The sequence below is a fragment of the Candidatus Saccharibacteria bacterium oral taxon 488 genome (assembly GCA_013099015.1).
In the GTDB taxonomy this organism is placed as follows: Bacteria; Patescibacteriota; Saccharimonadia; order Saccharimonadales; family Saccharimonadaceae; genus Nanosynbacter.
Genome location: CP039998.1, coordinates 698,348 through 716,164, shown reverse-complemented (window position 1 = coordinate 716,164; position 17,817 = coordinate 698,348). Strand labels below are relative to the sequence as shown.

General features: G+C 50.8%; 23 protein-coding genes. 18 read left to right on the top strand and 5 right to left on the bottom strand.

Going from position 1 to position 17,817, the window contains the following annotated elements:
* Positions 1 to 2 precede the first annotated feature (2 nt).
* Entirely contained in the window at positions 3 to 1,781 is a 1,779-nt protein-coding gene (aspS, locus tag FBF29_03810; protein ID QJU07795.1) for an aspartate--tRNA ligase, read from the top strand.
* A 245-nt stretch (positions 1,782 to 2,026) separates the two neighbouring features.
* On the opposite strand, the gene FBF29_03805 is transcribed toward aspS, so the two are convergent.
* On the bottom strand, positions 2,027 to 3,028 hold the full coding sequence (locus FBF29_03805) for a hypothetical protein (protein ID QJU07794.1): 1,002 nt from the start codon (positions 3,026 to 3,028) through the stop codon (positions 2,027 to 2,029).
* A gap of 59 nt (positions 3,029 to 3,087) precedes the next feature.
* Here FBF29_03805 and FBF29_03800 point away from each other — a divergent pair, with 59 nt between their 5' ends.
* Positions 3,088 to 3,507 carry an NUDIX hydrolase gene (locus FBF29_03800; protein ID QJU07793.1) on the top strand — a complete coding sequence of 140 codons (420 nt, stop codon included), beginning with the start codon at positions 3,088 to 3,090 and terminating at the stop codon, positions 3,505 to 3,507.
* On the opposite strand, the gene FBF29_03795 is transcribed toward FBF29_03800, so the two are convergent.
* The gene (locus tag FBF29_03795) at positions 3,502 to 4,035 is read right to left on the bottom strand and encodes a hypothetical protein (GenBank protein QJU07792.1); all 534 of its coding nucleotides are present in this window, start codon (positions 4,033 to 4,035) and stop codon (positions 3,502 to 3,504) included. The genes FBF29_03800 and FBF29_03795 overlap by 6 nt on opposite strands.
* 58 nt (positions 4,036 to 4,093) lie before the next feature.
* Here FBF29_03795 and FBF29_03790 point away from each other — a divergent pair, with 58 nt between their 5' ends.
* The 5 genes from FBF29_03790 (at position 4,094) to FBF29_03770 (ending at position 6,535) form a co-directional block, all read left to right on the top strand.
* Positions 4,094 to 4,855: an A/G-specific adenine glycosylase gene (locus tag FBF29_03790; protein ID QJU07791.1), complete on the top strand. Its 762-nt coding sequence runs from the start codon at positions 4,094 to 4,096 to the stop codon at positions 4,853 to 4,855.
* Positions 4,856 to 4,942: 87 nt separating this feature from the next.
* Entirely contained in the window at positions 4,943 to 5,164 is a 222-nt protein-coding gene (locus FBF29_03785) for a hypothetical protein (GenBank protein QJU07790.1), read from the top strand.
* A 46-nt stretch (positions 5,165 to 5,210) separates the two neighbouring features.
* On the top strand, positions 5,211 to 5,537 hold the full coding sequence (locus tag FBF29_03780) for a hypothetical protein (GenBank protein QJU07789.1): 327 nt from the start codon (positions 5,211 to 5,213) through the stop codon (positions 5,535 to 5,537).
* Positions 5,538 to 5,583: 46 nt separating this feature from the next.
* Positions 5,584 to 6,126, top strand: a complete 543-nt coding sequence (locus FBF29_03775) for a hypothetical protein (GenBank protein ID QJU07788.1) — start codon at positions 5,584 to 5,586, stop codon at positions 6,124 to 6,126.
* Positions 6,119 to 6,535, top strand: coding sequence for a hypothetical protein (locus FBF29_03770; GenBank protein QJU07787.1), 417 nt, complete (start codon positions 6,119 to 6,121; stop codon positions 6,533 to 6,535). Before FBF29_03775 ends, FBF29_03770 begins: the two co-directional genes overlap by 8 nt.
* Before the next feature lie 6 nt (positions 6,536 to 6,541).
* Here the strand turns inward: FBF29_03770 and FBF29_03765 are convergent, their stop codons facing one another.
* Positions 6,542 to 7,444: a mechanosensitive ion channel family protein gene (locus FBF29_03765; protein ID QJU07786.1), complete on the bottom strand. Its 903-nt coding sequence runs from the start codon at positions 7,442 to 7,444 to the stop codon at positions 6,542 to 6,544.
* A gap of 12 nt (positions 7,445 to 7,456) precedes the next feature.
* Here FBF29_03765 and trmB point away from each other — a divergent pair, with 12 nt between their 5' ends.
* Positions 7,457 to 8,176, top strand: coding sequence for a tRNA (guanosine(46)-N7)-methyltransferase TrmB (trmB, locus tag FBF29_03760; protein ID QJU07785.1), 720 nt, complete (start codon positions 7,457 to 7,459; stop codon positions 8,174 to 8,176).
* Here trmB and FBF29_03755 read toward each other — a convergent pair.
* Positions 8,152 to 9,303 carry a hypothetical protein gene (locus FBF29_03755; GenBank protein QJU07784.1) on the bottom strand — a complete coding sequence of 384 codons (1,152 nt, stop codon included), beginning with the start codon at positions 9,301 to 9,303 and terminating at the stop codon, positions 8,152 to 8,154. The two genes, trmB and FBF29_03755, sit on opposite strands and share 25 nt — an antisense overlap.
* 88 nt (positions 9,304 to 9,391) lie before the next feature.
* On the opposite strand from FBF29_03755, the gene FBF29_03750 reads away from it, so the two are divergent.
* Together FBF29_03750 and FBF29_03745 are read left to right on the top strand one after the other, a co-directional pair.
* On the top strand, positions 9,392 to 10,096 hold the full coding sequence (locus tag FBF29_03750) for an NUDIX hydrolase (protein ID QJU07783.1): 705 nt from the start codon (positions 9,392 to 9,394) through the stop codon (positions 10,094 to 10,096).
* Positions 10,086 to 10,427, top strand: coding sequence for a hypothetical protein (locus tag FBF29_03745; GenBank protein QJU07782.1), 342 nt, complete (start codon positions 10,086 to 10,088; stop codon positions 10,425 to 10,427). The genes FBF29_03750 and FBF29_03745 overlap by 11 nt, the downstream gene beginning before the upstream one ends.
* Here the strand turns inward: FBF29_03745 and FBF29_03740 are convergent, their stop codons facing one another.
* Positions 10,428 to 11,066 (bottom strand): hypothetical protein, encoded by a 639-nt coding sequence (locus tag FBF29_03740; protein QJU07781.1) that lies wholly within the window; start codon positions 11,064 to 11,066, stop codon positions 10,428 to 10,430.
* Between the two features lie 84 nt (positions 11,067 to 11,150).
* Between FBF29_03740 and FBF29_03735 the strand changes: the two genes are divergently transcribed.
* From FBF29_03735 to tsaE, 8 genes are read left to right on the top strand one after another with little or no spacing between them, the layout of a single operon-like run.
* Positions 11,151 to 12,932, top strand: a complete 1,782-nt coding sequence (locus FBF29_03735; protein ID QJU07780.1) for a type II/IV secretion system protein — start codon at positions 11,151 to 11,153, stop codon at positions 12,930 to 12,932.
* Positions 12,933 to 14,159 (top strand): type II secretion system F family protein, encoded by a 1,227-nt coding sequence (locus tag FBF29_03730; protein ID QJU07779.1) that lies wholly within the window; start codon positions 12,933 to 12,935, stop codon positions 14,157 to 14,159. It begins immediately after the preceding gene.
* Between the two features lie 60 nt (positions 14,160 to 14,219).
* Entirely contained in the window at positions 14,220 to 15,269 is a 1,050-nt protein-coding gene (locus FBF29_03725) for a pilus assembly protein PilM (protein QJU07778.1), read from the top strand.
* Positions 15,262 to 15,822 (top strand): hypothetical protein, encoded by a 561-nt coding sequence (locus FBF29_03720; GenBank protein QJU07777.1) that lies wholly within the window; start codon positions 15,262 to 15,264, stop codon positions 15,820 to 15,822. Before FBF29_03725 ends, FBF29_03720 begins: the two co-directional genes overlap by 8 nt.
* Entirely contained in the window at positions 15,819 to 16,448 is a 630-nt protein-coding gene (locus tag FBF29_03715; protein ID QJU07776.1) for a hypothetical protein, read from the top strand. Before FBF29_03720 ends, FBF29_03715 begins: the two co-directional genes overlap by 4 nt.
* The gene (locus FBF29_03710; protein QJU07775.1) at positions 16,445 to 16,732 is read left to right on the top strand and encodes a hypothetical protein; all 288 of its coding nucleotides are present in this window, start codon (positions 16,445 to 16,447) and stop codon (positions 16,730 to 16,732) included. Before FBF29_03715 ends, FBF29_03710 begins: the two co-directional genes overlap by 4 nt.
* Before the next feature lie 27 nt (positions 16,733 to 16,759).
* A complete protein-coding gene (locus FBF29_03705; GenBank protein ID QJU07774.1) occupies positions 16,760 to 17,344 on the top strand; it encodes a hypothetical protein in 585 nt (194 codons plus the stop codon).
* Positions 17,341 to 17,817 carry a tRNA (adenosine(37)-N6)-threonylcarbamoyltransferase complex ATPase subunit type 1 TsaE gene (gene tsaE, locus FBF29_03700; protein ID QJU07773.1) on the top strand — a complete coding sequence of 159 codons (477 nt, stop codon included), beginning with the start codon at positions 17,341 to 17,343 and terminating at the stop codon, positions 17,815 to 17,817. Before FBF29_03705 ends, tsaE begins: the two co-directional genes overlap by 4 nt.

The window sequence follows — 17,817 nt, the reverse complement described above, 5'->3', positions numbered from 1 at the left end:
ATATGAAAAAGAGAGTTTTGGCGATACATACCCCTGATAGTGTTGGAGAAATGACTACGGTGGCTGGCTGGGTGCATTCCCGGCGTGATCACGGTGGGCTGATTTTTATTGACCTGCGTGACCATACTGGGTTGGTGCAGCTAGTGATTAATCCTGAGCAGGCGGAAGCGTTTCGTTTGGCGGAAAGCCTGCGTGATGAGTTTGTGATTCGCGTCAGCGGTGTGGTGGCAGAACGTGGCAAGGGTCTGAAGAATCCAAATATCGCCAGCGGTAATGTGGAAATTGTAGTGGAAAACCTGGAAATTTTAAACCGTGCTGAAACTCTGCCAATCCAACCGTTTGCTGAGGAAAACCGAGCGGGCGAAGACTTGCGTTTTAAGTATCGCTACCTTGACTTGCGCCGTCCAAAGATGCAGGACATGCTGAAAAAACGTGCCGAAATGTACCGACGGATGCATCAATACATGGATGACCACGATTTCATCGAGATTCAGACGCCGATTTTGGCAAATTCTAGCCCCGAGGGTGCGCGCGATTTTCTAATCCCCAGTCGTTTGCAGGAAAATAAGTTTTACGCTCTACCGCAAGCGCCGCAGCAGTTCAAGCAGCTGTTGATGGTTGGCGGCGTGCCGCGGTATTACCAGCTGGCAGCCTGCTTCCGCGATGAAGATCCGCGGGCTGATCGACTGTACGGCGAGTTTTATCAGCTGGATTTGGAGATGAGCTTTGTGGAAGACGGCGAGGAAGTCCGCCAGGAAGTCGAGCCGCTGATACGGCAGCTCGCGACCGATTTTGCTGGCAAGAAATTGCTGGATTTGAGTGATCTGTCGGTAGGCGATGGCCAGCCGATTCCGCGCATTTCCTACCGCGACGCCATGGAGACCTATGGCTCGGATAAGCCAGATTTGCGCTTTGGCATGGAGCTGATTGAGTTGACCGATGTATTTGCCAACACTGAATTTGGCGTGTTCAAAAACGCCGCGTGTATCAAGGCGATTTGTGTTAAAAATGGCGCTAGCCTCAGCCGCAAGCAAATTGATCAGTTCACTGACATTGCTAAAAGTGAAGGGGCGGGCGGTTTAGCTTACATCACTTACCAAGATGGCGAGGCAAAATCACCAATTGCTAAGTTCTTGAGTGAAACAGAGCTTACGGCGATTCAGCAAAAAACTGGTGCGGCTGATGGTGACGCCGTGTTCTTTGGTGCTGACACTCGCCCAGTCGTCAACGCCGTGCTTGGCCGTCTGCGAAACGAATTTGCCACTCACTTCAACTTGAAAAAATCGGATGAGGTAGCCTTGGCTTGGATTATCGATTTTCCGTTTTATGAATGGGATGATCATGGCAAGAAGCTTGACTTTGGTCACAATCCATTTGGTATGCCAAAGGGCGGGTTGCAGGCACTGGAGTCGGCGAAGACTGACGCCGACAAACTGGCCATCGTCGCCGATCAATTCGACATGGTGATGAACGGCTACGAAATCTGCTCCGGCGGTGTGCGTAACCACAACCCAGCGGTGCTATATAAAGTATTCGATCTACTTGGCTTTAGCGAAAGCTACGTCGAGGAAAAGTTTGGCGCCATGCTAAACGCCTTCAAATACGGTGCACCGCCGCACGCTGGCTGTGCCTTTGGCGTTGACCGCATCCTCATGGAGCTCATCGACGAAACAAATGTCCGCGAAACCTTGGCCTTTCCAAAGAACGGTTCGGGCGTTGACGTGATGATGGACTCACCATCAACAGTTGATCCAGCGCAGTTACGAGAATTAGGACTATAACATACATCACGGCAGAACAAACTGCCGTGATTATTCTATAGTGACAGGCGAGTTATTTTTGTCGCTTTTTCTGGCTGATAAATTGTGCGATAAGACCAATGATAACAACCAGAACTGCAACGTAAAGCAACCCGTTAATCAACCAGGCGGCAAGGCGAAACACCATGCTCAATACCCAAGCGATGATGACCAGGACTGCGATACTGTAAATTAATTTAGGAAAAGACATGTATCCATTATACCATCTACCGCGAGCTAAGCATACCGTCAAACCACCCCTTGGTGTAGCAATCGCGAAAATTCCACGCTCCAGGGTTCTCGGTCTTGTAGCTCCAATAAAACCAAGCATCGACGTTTGCTGGTACGGCAAGTTGCGATTGGCAGTGGGTGTATTCGGTACTATCGCTGGCAACGCCTGGCGGCAGGGCAGCACTCCACTCGCCGATGATCAATGGCTGCTGCTGGGCATAATCGCGGTACTCGCCAGACCGTTGGTCAAGCACCTGACGGTGGTGAGTTAGCGATGTCGCTTGATTGTCTGTGTCGGAGAAGCACTGATAATGATGTATATCCAGCGTATTAGACCCGACGCGCCCCGACCACCAGGCTGGCTGATAGCAATCAGAGACTACGAGGCGCACATGAGGCGGCAATTTACTACGCAATGTTCGGCTCGTTTTGCGTGTCCACCACCACAACTGCCATCGTTCACGTCGGGTGTTCACCAGCGGTTCATTGAGCAGTTCGATGCCCCATAGAGCTGGATGCTCGCCGTATTCACTGGCGATATCCAGCAATATCTGTGTGGTTTTTCGCTGATTGGCGCGTTGATACCATTGAACGTTACCGGTATTTCCACTACCGCTGTGGTCGCTGGCGTTTTGAGCACCAGGTGCGGCGTGGAGGTCGAGTAGTACCTGTAGGCCATGGTGTTTCGCTGTGTCCATCAGCCAGTCAAGCTGCGGCTTTGTTGATATATACGGCGGTTGGTCCTCGAGCGCCCAGTAGCCAATCGGCAGCCGTAGTAGTCGTATGCCAGCTTGCGCCAGCCACTTGAGATCAGCTTCTTGGATGAATGTTTGTCGATGCTGCTGGATGCGCGCCTGGCCGTTCGCGGTTTTAGATAATTCATATTCGTTGGTCGCGTCCGTTCCAGCAAATACGCTTGGCGTCATCCATCGTTCGAGCACCAGCCAACCGCCCAGATTGATACCGGGCATAGCAGGTGAGGAAGAATGACCACTCATAGTTCTACTGTAGCATGAATAAATTGCCGAATCATAGCGAAACGGATATACTGGAGGTAATGTATGATCGACATGAAGTCAGTGTAAAAGTGGCGCTGTATAACAGTGATGGCAAGCGTGTGCTACTGATGTATTATCCGCACGATGATGGTTTTGGCTTGCCTGGCGGGCATATTGACGCTGGCGAAACGCCTGACGTGGCACTAGAGCGAGAGCTGCGCGAGGAGCTGGGTATAACAATTGACGCCACTCCAGCTGACTTTTATGTACGCGATCCGCATGATACCACTGCTAAAAACCATAAAATTATTCTTGGCTATACAGCCACGGTTGACGGTAATATTGAGTTACCGGACCGGGCCTGTGATGGCGGCGAGGAGCGCCCGATTTGGCTTGCTCGAGCGGAGATTGAAACTACTGACAAGCTCGCGCCAGGTTATCGGGACTTTGTGCTGAAGTGGTGGCCACAAGGACTATAACTGAACGCCCAACCACGCCGCCAATACATCACCAGCAAAGTAGGCCAGTCCAGCGGCGACCGCGCCGAGGAGCAAGGTGACGGTGGCTTCTCGCCATGGTGATTGATTACCGACTTTACCTTTAGTGAAACCAATCGCCAGGAAAGCGACCGCTGTCAGTGCGGAGCTAACATAAAATAGGCTGGTGCTTGGCGTTTTTAAGCTGGCGACCACGTCGACCAGGTAGGGTAATACTGGCACGCTACCCACGGCAACAAAGGCCAAAAATGTAACTGTGCCGATGATTTTAGGAGAGGCTCGCTTTTGCGTATCGCGGGCTGATTCTTCGTGCTCAGCGCTGGCTGCCAGGTAGGCACTGGCGCCCATCGAAAAGCCATCGGCGATGAGGTTTGCAATGCCTAAAATGAGGATAACCGCGCTGGAGATGCCGGCCCCAGCCGACGCTGCCACGACGGCAAAGGTTGTGACTGTGCCGTCAACCGCACCGTACACAAATTCTGAAATGTATCGTCTAAAAAATATTTTCATAACCGTGCCATTATAGCACAATTAGGCGTTGTCAGGCCTATTCGCGTATACTAAAGCAATGAATACTGATGATTTCCGGGAGTTGATCCACCAAAAAGGTCGTGAACTGTACCGACTAATGCCGTGGCGTGATCAGCCAACGCTCTACTATGTGCTGGTGAGTGAATTGATGTTGCAACAAACCCAGGTTGCTCGCGTATTGACGAAGTTCGGAGAGTTTACCACTGCGTTTCCAGACATTGAGTCACTGGCAACCGCCGAGTTGACTGAGGTACTACGTGCGTGGCAGGGGCTGGGCTATAACCGCCGCGCTCGATACCTCCACCAAACAGCGCGAGCCATCGCCGCTGGCGCTCCGGCGGCCACACTAAATGACCTCGTTGAACTACCAGGTATTGGCGTCAATACCGCTGGTGCCATCATGAACTACGCATACCAAGTGCCAACGCCGTTCATCGAAACCAATATTCGCACGGTCTATCTCAATCATTTCTTTGCCGATCAGACAGCGGTAGCGGATCGCGACATACTGCCCGTCGTTGAGCGAACGATGGACCGCGCCCAGCCGCGCCAGTGGTTTTGGGCGCTGATGGATTATGGCAGTGAGCTGAAGGCTCAGGGCAAGGGTAAATTGTCCGCTAGTCGCCACTACACCAAACAATCGCAATTCACCGGCAGTCTCCGCCAGATACGGGGCGAGATTTTGCGTCGGTATGTTGGTGGGCAGCCACTCGCTGAAATCACTGCTGAGTTGCAGGACGATCCACGATTTGCGGCGGCACTGGATGGCTTGCGGTGGGACGGCCTCATTAGCCGATGATATAAGTATTGACATTTTAAAACGTCTATGCTATCATAACAGCAGTCAATACGACGAACATAAAAATTATAATAATAAAGGAAGGGTATGGAAGATATGCAAACAGTTATTATACTGATGACTGCGGTGATTATTATTCACTCGGTGACGATTATCGTCTTGTTCGGTGTAATAATTGCACTATTGACGAAGCTCAAGCGCCTCGTTAATCATGCCGAGGCGACGGTATCTAACATCGCCCAGGCAACCGAGTGGCTGTCTCCAGTAAAATTGTTTACTGAAGTTGTGCAACTCTTTCGTAAAAAATAAATACATTATTTTGATTCATAAACCCAATAAAAGTAAAAGGAGATATATGAAAAAAGTATTAACAGTACTCGGTGCAGCAGCAGCAGGTTTTGCAGCCGGTATTTTAGCCGCGCCAAAAAGCGGTAGAGAAACTCGTGCCGATATCAAGAAAAAAGCTGGTGAGCTAAAAACAGCAACTGCCAAAATGACCAAGAAAGCTCAAGCTGCTGCAAAAGATGACGCCAAGACAGTCAAGGCTGGTGTCCAAAAGATAGGGGACATCGCTGCGGGGACTGCCCGTACAGTTAAGGCTGATACTGAGAAAGTAGGGGATGTTGTTGCCGAGACTGCTCGTACAGTCAAAGCTGATACCAAAAAGCATTTTAAGAAATAGTAGCAACAGTTTGACCTAAACGCAAAAACGCGAGATAATACAGAGGATGAAATACCTTCGTAATCTCGCGTTTTTTGTGTGTGGCGTTAGCCTGGTCGGTTTGGTAATATGGCCGCATATCGCCATGGCACAAACCACACCAAATTCACCGCCACTCCATCTAGTTCGCAGTCAGTGTCAGTCCATTCGTTCGACATTGCAGCGGATTCAGCATAACGATGCCTTGCTGCGGGTTAACGCCGGCCAAGCATACAACACGATATCGACTAATCTCATCGCCAAACTAAATAGCCGCTTGGCGCTAGCGCAGATCGATAGCTCGCGGATGGTGATGATCGCTCGCGACTACGAGGAGGCGCGCAAGGCGTTTGCCCAGCAGTACAATGAGTATGAGTCCAATTTGACGGCGCTGGTCAGGACAGATTGTACCGACAAACCGGGCGAATTTTACGCACAGCTGATCAAGACGCGCGACGCACGTCGACAGGTCAGTGAGTCGGTGACGACGATGAGTAAACTGGCAGCGGATTATCGCGTGGCGGTAGAGCAGCTCAAAGTGAAGCTATCGGGCGGAGGTGGTCGTGGATAAGTTTAAGCGACTCGGTCGCCGGATGGCCAGGTTAATTATGCAGCATAAGTTACCGACGATGGTAGTTAGCGTGATCGTGGTGTCGATCGTGCTCGTTGGTATTTCGATGCACTTGTATTACTCGTCAGACGCTTTCCGAGTGGACTTGAGTCGGCCAGATTATGTACCGTATCGAGCGCAGATTGATAATTCCAATAATCATAATCGAGACATGTTTGAAGCGCAGGGTGAGGTGACGGGCAAAGTGCTGGATGATTTTCTGCAAAAGTATAAGCAAGAAGAAAAGAAAGCCGATGGTGCGCGGGCATTTGCCAGCGATGTGTTGAGTGATGATCAGCTGGGCGTCAGTGGTAGCGGCAACGGCGCGGGCGGTACGACGACACAGGGTCAAGACGGTTCGTCAGAGTGAGTTATATTACTTTTTATGCGTTATCGCTGTTGGGATAACAGCTAGCTCAATCTCTTGTTTTTCAAATTCTTTGAGGAGCCGGCGGCGCATCTCTGAGGTAACCGCCCATTGATCGGATGGCTGGACCTTACCAGCAACGATCAATTCGACCGAGCGGCCGGTGATATCGCCGACGGAGACAAATTTTGGCGGTTCAATAATTTTCTTGTCCCAAGATTTTTCCTTGCTCAATTGCTGACCGGTCTCGTTGATGATATCAGCGGCGCGGCTAATGTCGGTGCTTGGATCGAGCTGCAAGGTAAAGCGCGACATACTATACCCCATCGTTTTGTTGATGACATGCTGGATGGTGCCATTTGGTAAGTAGTGCACATTACCGTCAGCATCGCGGAGCACGGTTGACCTGGTACCGACGCGCTCGACAGTGCCGCTCGCACCCATGACGTCAACGATGTCGCCGACGCGATATTGATTTTCAGCGATGATAAAGATGCCGGCCAGAAAATCTTTGACAAGTGACTGCGCACCGAACCCGAGCGCCACGCCGATGATGCCGGCGCTGGCAAACAGTGGTGACAAGTCAAAGTAGAATAACTTGCTGGCGACCATGGCGGCGATATAGGCAATGATGGTGATGCGCCAAAAACTACGAATCAGCTGCGTCAGCGTATTTTCGCGCTTTTCAATATCTTTGCGGTGCCACGAGCGGTGCTTGGCGGTGGAGTGGATCGCGTAGCGAATTGCCCAAGTAATGAAGATGCGGCCAAGATAATAAACGATAACCGCGCCAATGACGATACTGACCGTTTCAACCATCCGCTCGCTTACCAGCCAGCCTAGTCCATGCTCGGTCATCCATTCATCAAAGCGCGACGAATTTAACAGTTGTTTGATAAGCGTATCCATCATGAGTTTAGTATAATGAAAAGTATGAGTTTTGTCGATCCAAATCAATTCGTCATCACCCGGCGACGCAAGAAGTATAAATTTGCATTGTTTAACAATTCGCCGCTTTGTTTTGAGTGTGATGAGTGGAGACCACGGCCAATTGACGTGCTGGAGGTCGGTGCGGGAACGGGACTGTTTAGTGTCGAGCTAGCGGCGCGCCATCCCGAGCAGCGGTTTCTGGCGGTTGATGTCAAGGCCGATCGATTGCAAAAAGGGGCACGTGAGGCCGAGCGGCGTGGCCTCACGAACATCTGGTTTGTGCGGGCACGGGCGGATCAGCTGGGTGAGTTGTGCGAGGCTGGATCGCTCAGCCAGCTGTGGATTACCTTTCCTGATCCGTTTCCACGCCGGCGTTCTAGCGGTCGACGCTTGACGCATCCACATTTTCTAACACAGTACGCAAAGTTGCTTAATGAGGGCGGTGAGCTACTACTCAAGCACGATGATCACGACTTTTTCTGTTGGAGCTTGGAGCAGCTGGTGATGGCTGGCTGGCAGCTTCGGGAGCTAACGTTTGATCTGCACGAATCGGAGCGACTTGATGAGGAGAGCGATGCCCGAATCATGACAACCTACGAGCAGCGGTGGGTTGGCGAGGGGAAGGTGATTGGGTTTGTGCGAGCAGTCGACCATCGGATTAATGAAAGCCAAAGTGAGCCCTCATCCCCTCAAGCATTGGTTGGTTGCTGTTGAGCACGATATGCTGGCTCGGCCTCACTCAATAAATAGAGTAGATTTTCCGAGGGGTCGCAAAATTGCGGGCGTTCGTTAAGGTCACGCAGGATACGCCGACCGATACAGGTGGCAAGTGGGGTTGGTATCTCATAGACAACACTGTTGTCGGTGATAATGTCGGGCGACTTGGCGTAGATGCCCTCAATGATAATTACTTCTGCTGGGCTGACCATACCCTGTACATAAGGCTCCGCGGTTTGCCAATTCATGTGGCGATGGTATATCTCCTTATTATTAATGAGGTTCTGTAGATCGACGGCCATTGTTTCGGTGTCGTATACAAACGGGTCATCCCAGTGCTGCCATGGCTGATGATTATTGCGGTAATAAAGATAGGTTGCGCCACGGTGGTAGTCATCAGTCGACATAGTAATTGAGTTAATGTTGAGCTCATCCAGCCGCTTGCGGAGTTGTTTGACGATGGTTGATTTACCAGAGCCACTACGGCCAGCGATATGGATGATGTGCGGAGAATTTGTGGTAGAGGTAAGAATATCAGAAACAATATCATTGATGTCAAGCTCCGGCTGAATTGACAGCGCCTCGCGACCCTCGTGCTCACGCCGGAAGTCGTAGTGCGCCTGCCACTCGCTGGTGGCCATTGTTTCACCGGTTATTTCCATGAAGATATTACCAAACTGGTTAATGAATTGTTGTAATGATCCAGCATCTTCTAATTCAGCTTGTACCAGGCCGTCGTGTTCGAAAAAATCAATGACGACACCCGGCAGCGGTTCAGCGCGTAGTTTTCGGATAACTGGCGTTTCGTCGCTGCGGTAGTATTCATATAACTCGGGGCTAATGTCAGTCGTTACTTCTAATCGACGCAAACCATCGTTACTTCGAAGGCCGTTATCCTTGAGAGTTGCTTCATACTGCAGCTCGCCGGTATCACGCTTAAGGGTTGAGCGGAGTCGTAGGCTGAATGGCTCGTCTGGGTGCGATAGATAAAACTGTTCAATCGGCTCGGCTTCTTTGCGCAGATCGGTGAGTTTTTCCGGAAAGATAGCCATGAATTTACGCTCAGTCTCTACGGGCAATCTCCCTTCAAATTCGGGTGTGTGGATGAGTGATTCGATTGACATAAGCGTCGCTCCTTTAGTTGTGTTGATGACACTAGTGATTGTAGTGTAGAATTACTAGTATGAATAGCAAGTATAATTTGACTCAACTATGATTGACCAATTTATCCCCGAACATCACATCCAGAAGCATATCCTTGGCGTGTTGATGCATATGAAATATGCACGGTTTCGGGATATGCGGCCGCCAAAAGTGGATACTAATCTCTATACCTACCACTTAAATATATTGAAGAAGCGAGGATTCGTCATCAAGACGGATGATGGATACTGCCTCGGGCGGGAAGGGTTGTCGTATGTTGATAGAGTGAGTATTAAATCACTCAAAATTCGTACTCAACCAAAAATTATTACTATGATTGTCATCCAAAATACCAATGGCGATGTGCTACTCCAGCGACGCACTAAGCAGCCACATATCGACACCTGGACGCTACCATATGGCAAGTTACATATTGATGACGAGTCGGTCTTGGCCGCCGCTCAGCGGGAGGCGCGCGAGAAATTGGCGGTGGATAAGCTGCCGCTGACACACGCGGGTGATTGCTATATTCGTGTCCTTGTGGGGAAGGAAATATTATCATCAACGTTGGCGCACGTGTTTTATGGTGAGACTGATGAAGTCGTGGCGGGCAGAGAATTGGTGTGGGCCCGTCCGCATCGATTGGCGGATTATGACTTAGCGCCAGCGGTTGAGCAAATCGTAGCACGGACGTTCTTTCACGACCCGTTCTTTTTTGAGGAATTTGTGGCAGAATTAAATGAGGTAATTGAAAGGAGAGACTATGACAATTGATGAGTACGCCAAGAAAGCCATCGCGACACTGATTGGTACGCATGAGTATGGGGAGATTGATGCGCGACTAATGGCGCAAGTGCTTGGGCTAGTCGGCGAATCGGGCGAAGTGGCTGAAAAGTTCAAAAAGCTGGTTCGCGACAAGCAGGGAATACTGACAGACGATGACCGTACAGAAATTCTCAAAGAATTAGGCGACGTGTTGTGGTATGTTAATGCAGTGGCGCACCTGCTCGGTTCTAGCCTCGAGGAAGTTGCCCAGATGAACAACCAAAAGCTCGCCAGCCGCCAAGCCCGCCAGCAGCTGCACGGGCGGGGTGATAATCGCTGATCATAGCACGACGCCAAGGGACAGTAGTTTATCGGTTATTCCCATAATGATCGTTTGCTCAGTTTGCGCTTGTGTTGCTTGGCGCACTGCGAGGAGGGTATGCATGCCACAAGCCGCTGCTGCGTCGAGATTATTTTGATGATTGTCAATAAACAGTACGTGCTCTGGATGGTCAGATAGGCTTAATGCTGAGAGGGCAGATGTAAATGCACCTCGTTCAGGTTTGTGGTGACCAATCTGCCACGATAAAAGACATGGTCTAAAACCGTCATAAATACCTGCTTGCTGCAAGATAGCAGAGTGGCTCGGCATAGCATTGCTGAGGATACCGATCTGTAGTCCATGCGTTGTCAATGAACGTGCAAATGTGATGACATTTTGGAAGTATACTTGATGATCGCGGAAGCCACGAGTTAGCCGATCGTATTGCTCTGGGGATGGATGATCACAACCTAGCCTCCGTAGAAACACGCTCTCGTCTATGAAACCGCTTTCGTAGTCGTGCAAAGCTTTTGGCCATTGTTGGTCGAAATGATCGGGGTTGTGCAGGGCGTTTCTCAGGTCACTTTGGATGTCGTAGTCACTTACAAGTACACCACCAACATCAAAAAGGATTGCTGAAATTACTGAATCGTTCATGTCTGATATTGTAACATATACTACTTTTTCTCTTTTTATTGAACTCCCATACGATATGCGCTATACTCAAGCATAAGGGTAATTATGCGCATTTCTGACAGTAGTATTGAGAAGATTTTGCGCCAGGGTGAGGTAATTTCTGAGTCACAGCTGGCCGAGTTAAAGATGGAGGCGGAACGTACGCACCATTCATTGCAGACGATTATCTTGGAGCACAAAATCCTGAGCGAGGTACAGCTCGGGCAAAAGATTGGTGAATATATCAATGTGCCGTTTGTGACCATTGAGCCAAAGGATATCCCTGATGACGTCCTCAAACGGATCCCCGAGCACATCGCCCGTCAGTACAATGTCGTATTGTTTGCAGCTGATGATAACGGCGTCTTGAGTCTGGCGATGGAAGATCCCGACGATGTGCAGGCGCTGAACTTCATCCAGAAAGAGATTGGCTACAACATCAAGGTGTTCCTGGCGACAAAAAACAATATCCTTGACTGCCTGGAAAATTATCGCGGTAATATCACTGATGAGCTAGACGAGGTGGTGTCAATCCAGAGTGGTGCTGAATCAGACTCACAAAACGTCTCTGAGGAGGAGATTTCTGAGAATTCGCCGATCGCCCAGACGGTTAACTTGCTGCTGGAATATGCTATCAAGTCGGGTGCTTCAGACATCCACATTGAGCCGCGCGAGGATTTTGTCCAAGTGCGTTACCGAATTGATGGTGTGCTCAAGGAAGTAAATAAGTTGCCGCGCAATGTCCAAGGTGCGCTGGTTAGTCGTATCAAGATTTTGTCAAATCTAAAAATTGATGAACGCCGCGTGCCGCAAGATGGCCGCTTTAAGATCAAGGTTTCTGGTAAGCAATACGCGCTGCGTGTGTCGACGCTGCCGATCGCCGATGGCGAGAAAATCGTCATGCGTATTTTGGACGAGTCCAACCAGGCGGTTGCCCTCGATAGCCTCGGCTACTGGGGGTTGTCACTGAGTACGCTTAAGGACGCCATGGCGCAACCAAATGGTATGATCCTGGTGACCGGGCCAACTGGTTCGGGAAAGTCGACTAGCCTGTTTAGTGTGCTGTCAGAACTTAATACGCCAGATGTAAATATCTCGACCATTGAAGATCCGGTTGAATACAAGATTCCCGGGGTCAACCAGACCCAGACTAATTCGAAAGCCGGTATGACCTTCGCTTCGGGACTGCGCGCGCTGCTGCGTCAAGACCCGAACATTATCATGGTTGGTGAGATCCGCGACGGCGAGACCGCCAACCTCGGTGTGCAGGCAGCGCTGACCGGGCACTTGGTGTTCTCGACCCTCCACACCAATAACGCAGCGACCTGTCTGCCGCGTCTATTGGACATGGGAATTGAACCGTTCTTGATCGCTTCGACGGTCAAGGCGGTGATCGGCCAGCGCCTGGTGCGACGGCTATGTATGCACTGCCGTCAGCAGTATGTGCCAGATGCTGGGGAGCTGGCCTACATCGTTCAGATGTTTAATCTCAAACAGGGTTCGATGCAGCGACTACACGCATTGGAGCAGCAGGCGGCGGCTGACAAGATTGGTAGCAATACGCCGCTCGGTTCGACCGACGTGACGATTCAATATTTATGGCGACCAAATCCTGAGGGCTGTGATGAGTGCGGCCATAACGGCTTCAAGGGGCGCGTCGGTATCTACGAGGTTCTCGGTATTTCGATTCCGATCCAAAAGATGATCACCGCCAATGCCACTAGTAATGAGATTCAGCAACAGGCGATTACCGAGGGAATGGTGACAATGCAGACGGATGGTTTTGTCAAGTCGCTGCGTGGCGTGACAACGCTAGAGGAAGTTTTGAGAGCAACAAGGGAGCAATAAATGACAAAATTTAAATATATCGCAACTAAAAATAACAATCAGCCGATCAATGGCGAGCTAGAAGCCAGCAGTCGCGCCAGTGCTATCCAGCTCATTCAAGCTCAGGGTATGAGGTTGGTCGACCTCAAGGAGGCTGGTGACGAGAAGAAAGGTTTTCGTTTTGGGGGTGGCAAAAAATCAGTACCGACCGAGGAGCTAGTTAGCTTTACCAGGCAACTTAGCACCATGGTGTCTGCCGGTGTGCCGATTCTCAGGTCGCTCAACTCAATGGCCCAGCATGCCGAGAGTCCGCATTTTCGTGAGATTTTGAATGCAGTATCCAAGGAGATTGAGGGCGGTACCTCGTTCGCTGATGCGCTGAGTAAGCACCCCGAGGCCTTCAGCGATGTGTATGTGAACATGGTGCGGGCTGGTGAAACGGGTGGTATTTTGGACGATATTTTGAAGCGCCTGGCTCTGCAGCAGGAAAAGAACTCATCAATGAAAAAGAAGATCAAGAGCGCCATGACCTATCCGATGGTGCTGATCGTCATCACTATCGGGGCGTTCTTTGGCCTGATGATTTTTGTCTTGCCAATGATCGGCAAGACGATTAAGGATCTGGCGGGCGAGGACGCAGAGCTGCCGGCGCTGACGCAGATACTGATGAGTATCAGCCAGTTTATGGTGAGTTTTTGGTATATTATTTTCCCGTTATTATTTGGCGGTGTGTATGCGCTGCTTCGCTATATCAAGTCGCCAGGAGGCAAGGTTAAGTTCCATCATTTCGTCCTGAAAGCGCCGATCATCAGTAAGATTATTCGCAAGGTGGCGGTGGCACGTTTTACCCGTACCTTCTCGGCGCTGATCGGTGCGGGTGTGTCGGTATTAGAGGCATTGGAAGTGACGGCCCGGGCAGTCGGTAACACGGTGTACCAAGAGTCGCTGCTTGATGCTGCCAAGCGCATTAAGAATGGCGAGGTTTTGTCGCGGATTATCAATGAGCGCGAAGATCTCTATCCACCAATCGTTGGCCAAATGCTGGCGGTCGGTGAAGAGACGGGCCAGACGGATAAGGTACTGGTCAAGGTGGCGGATTTTTATGAGGAAGAAGTCGATGCGGCGATTAGCGGTTTGAGCTCGACGATTGAGCCGGTAATGATCGTCTTTATGGGCGGTATGGTCGGCTTGATCGCGGCGGCGGTGATGATGCCGATTACTGGATTAGCAAATCAAATTAAGGGATAGTTGGTTTTTCAAAATGCTTATGCTATACTTAACAAAAAGAAGAGATGTGGGCAAACGATAGTGGCAAATATTTTCTACAAGTCAAAGCCGATCATCGGGCTTGATATTAACAAGGCCGGCGTTCGGGTAATGTCAGTCGACATGGCACGGATGACGGTGCACGGATACGGCGCAATTGAGCTGGATCCGGCGAAGGACGAGAGCGATGACCGGGCAGAGTATCTCTGCGGCAAGATCAATCAAATGTTTGAAAAAAATATTGTCGGACGGCTCGGCAGTAACCGCGTGGTGCTGGGATTGCCAACGACCAAGACGTATGCGCGCACCTTTGCGCTGCCGATCAAGCAGGAAAATAAGATTGAAGAGGCGGTGAATCTCGAGGTTGAACAGTATGTGCCGATGCCGCTCGATTCGCTTTATGTTGATCATCAGATTATCAAGCGCGGCAAAGAGAACTTATCAGTCTTGATGTGCGCGGTGCCGCAAAAGATTGTTGACGAGCAGCTGGCAATTGTTGAATCGTGCGGTATTGAGGTGGCGATGATTGAGCCGAGCATCAATGCGGTGGCGCGACTGCTTGAGCGAACCAAAGAGGGGTCGCTACCGACAGTCATCGTTGACATCGGTCCGGCGACGGCCGATATCGCTATTCTTGATGCGGCAATTCGCGTGACCGGTGGTCTAAATATTGGTGGCAATACCCTGACACTTGATATCGCGAAAAAAATGAACGTACCACTTGAGACAGCGCACCAATTCAAGGTGCTTAACGGCCTCAACACTGGCCCGCGCCAAGAAAAAATTACCGAGGCACTAAAGCCGAGCCTGCAGCGGATCATCGGTGAAATCCAGAAAGTTATTCGCTACTACACCGATCGCTTCCCGGATGAATCGCGCCTTGAACAGGTGCTAATCGTTGGTAGCGGCAGTAGCGTGCCGGGGCTTGGTGAGTACTTTACGGGCGAGCTGACCTTACCAGCACGAGTGGCCAGTCCGTGGCAGTCGCTGAACTTTAATAATTTAGCACCGCCGGCCAAACAGCTACGACCGCGGTTCATGACGGCAGCTGGTTTGTCGCTAGTGCGAGCGGAGGAGATTTGGCATGATTAATCTATTGCCGCCGAAAGTTAAACGCGAGATTATCGCTGGCCGGTCAAATGTGATACTGTGGCGTTACTGCGTGGTGTCGTTGATCCTCGGCTTCTTACTCATCGTGGCGACAGCGGGCATCTACTTTATTATGGCGCACACTCGGACAACTGCTCGACAGACGATTGAGACGGGTAATCGTCGAGCGCTGCAATACCAAAAGGTTCAGCAGGATTATGAATCGTTCAGTGCAAACCTCAAGATTGCCAAGGCGATTCTCGATAAAGATGTGCGGTATTCAAAGGTAGCACTCAAGATCGCTCAGGCGATGCCGTCGGGGACAATTTTGCAAACGTTGACGCTAGATAGCAAGAAGCTCGGCACGCCGATGACTATCAACGCACGCGGTAAAACGTATGGCGATGCGCTGCGGCTCAAGGACAGTTTTCAGCAGTCAAGCCTCTTTAAGGATGTTAATCTCGCCTCGGCGGTGGCCGAAAAAGAAAACAAGGACGGTTACCCGATCAATATTACAATTAATGTGACGATGGTGCCGGAGGTTGCGAAGCAATGAGTGAGAGAAAACGAGAAAAAATGACACCGGCGGTGACCATGCGGATCGTCTTTGCGCTGTCGCTGGTACTGATCTTGGTCGGCATGGGAGGGGTCGTCTATTTTGGCTACACTATGCTGCAAGGTACTGCCGAGGAAGTTTCTAAAATTCAGACTGAGGCAAAAGCGGTTGATGCTAAAGTGCAGAATCTAGCGCGGCTAGAAAAAGAGATGGAGAAATATAAGGATAGTGTCGCCAAGGCACAACAGCTAGTAGCAGAAACGCAGCAGTATCAGTACCAGAACCAAATTATCAATGACCTCACGGCCTACGCCAATAAATCTGGTGTTGGTATCGCTGGGTTCACCTTCACATCAGGCTCGGCTGGAGCCAAGTCAAACTCGGGTTCATCAGGCACTTCGGGTACGAATAATAGCTCCAGTTCAAACAGCGCTGCCGGGCCAAAAAGCATGAAAGTGTCAGTCCGCCTCAACGAAAAAACAGACTATATGGCGCTGCTTCGGTTTATGCATTTGATTGAGCAGAACTTGATGCGGATGCAGATCGCTAGTGTCAGTATGTCCAAGACCGAGGGGACAGGTCAAGTGAATACACAAACCTTGGAAGTGGAGGTATATGTTCGATGAAAAACTCACCTGATATTTCACAAATCGGTACGCTAGTATCGCGGTTTTTCCATCGCTACCACGTTATCCTCTATACATTGACGGTGGTGGTTGGTGTATCGGTGGCAATTTTCCTGCTCTATAGCCTACTCGCCTCGTCAAATCCAAAAGAAGATACCATTCAGCAACAGACGACGCGATTTGACCAGAAGACAATTGACCAGATCAACAGTTTCCGCACACGCGATACCGCCAACACCAATTTTAGTCTGCCGGCGGGGCGGACGAACCTGTTTGCCGAATAGCGTGGATATCGCTATAATGTGAGAAGTATGCTAATTTCTGCTGAACGATTTGATAACGCACCGGTGATGAGCCTGCAGACTGGCTCGGAACTGGCACGGACATCGCGGGCGGTGATCGACCCGCGTAGTTTATCGATCGTGGCGTATGAGCTGGAGGGACCGACGCTTGATCAATCGCCGAGTTTACTACGGATCGCCGATGTACGGGAAATTGGGCCACTGGGTCTGATCATTGATTCGGCGGACGAGCTGATTATGCCGAGCGACGTCCTGAAGATCAAGGAAGTGTATGAGTTTCAGTTCGCACTAGTTGGTAAGCAGGTCATTGATGAAAAAAAGCATAAGGTCGGTAAGGTCATCGGCTATACGTTGGAGGCCGGTAATTTTGTCATTCAGCAGCTCCGGGTGCGGCGACCGCTGCTCAAGAGTTTTGGCGATACTGAACTGCTGATTCATCGTTCGCAAATTGTTCGTGTGACCGACGAACATATCGTTGTCAAGACGCCAGAGATCCGCCACAAGGAGCCGGTCGTGCAGCCACAAGCAACGTTCGAAAATCCATTCCGAAAGGCGCACCCTGCGGCCGAAGCTGACGGCAGCGACAGCAAATGAACCAAATTATTACCAGCACCGCAGCGATGCAGCGGCTGGGTCAAGTGATTGGGCGCAACCTGAAGGGTGGTGAGGTGATTGAGCTGGTCGGGGACATCGGCGCTGGCAAGACGACGCTAACGAAAGGTGTTGCCAAGGGGCTCGACATTATTGAACCGGTGCAGAGCCCGACGTTTACTATTTCCCGTGTGTACCAGTCACCGGGCGACTTGACGCTGGCTCATTATGATTTTTATCGATTGGGTGAGGCGGGCATTATGGCGGAGGAAATTCGCGAGGTAACCATGCAACCACAGACCGTGACAGTGGTTGAGTGGGCGGGTGCCGTCGAGCAGGTGCTGCCGGCCGATCGACTGACGGCGAGGATTCTAGCAATTGACGAGCAATCGCGGCGTGTCACACTGAGTGCTGGCGGGCCGACGAGCCAGACGCTCCTCGCGGCAATCAGCGCGGCGGACGAGGAGTTGGGGTGA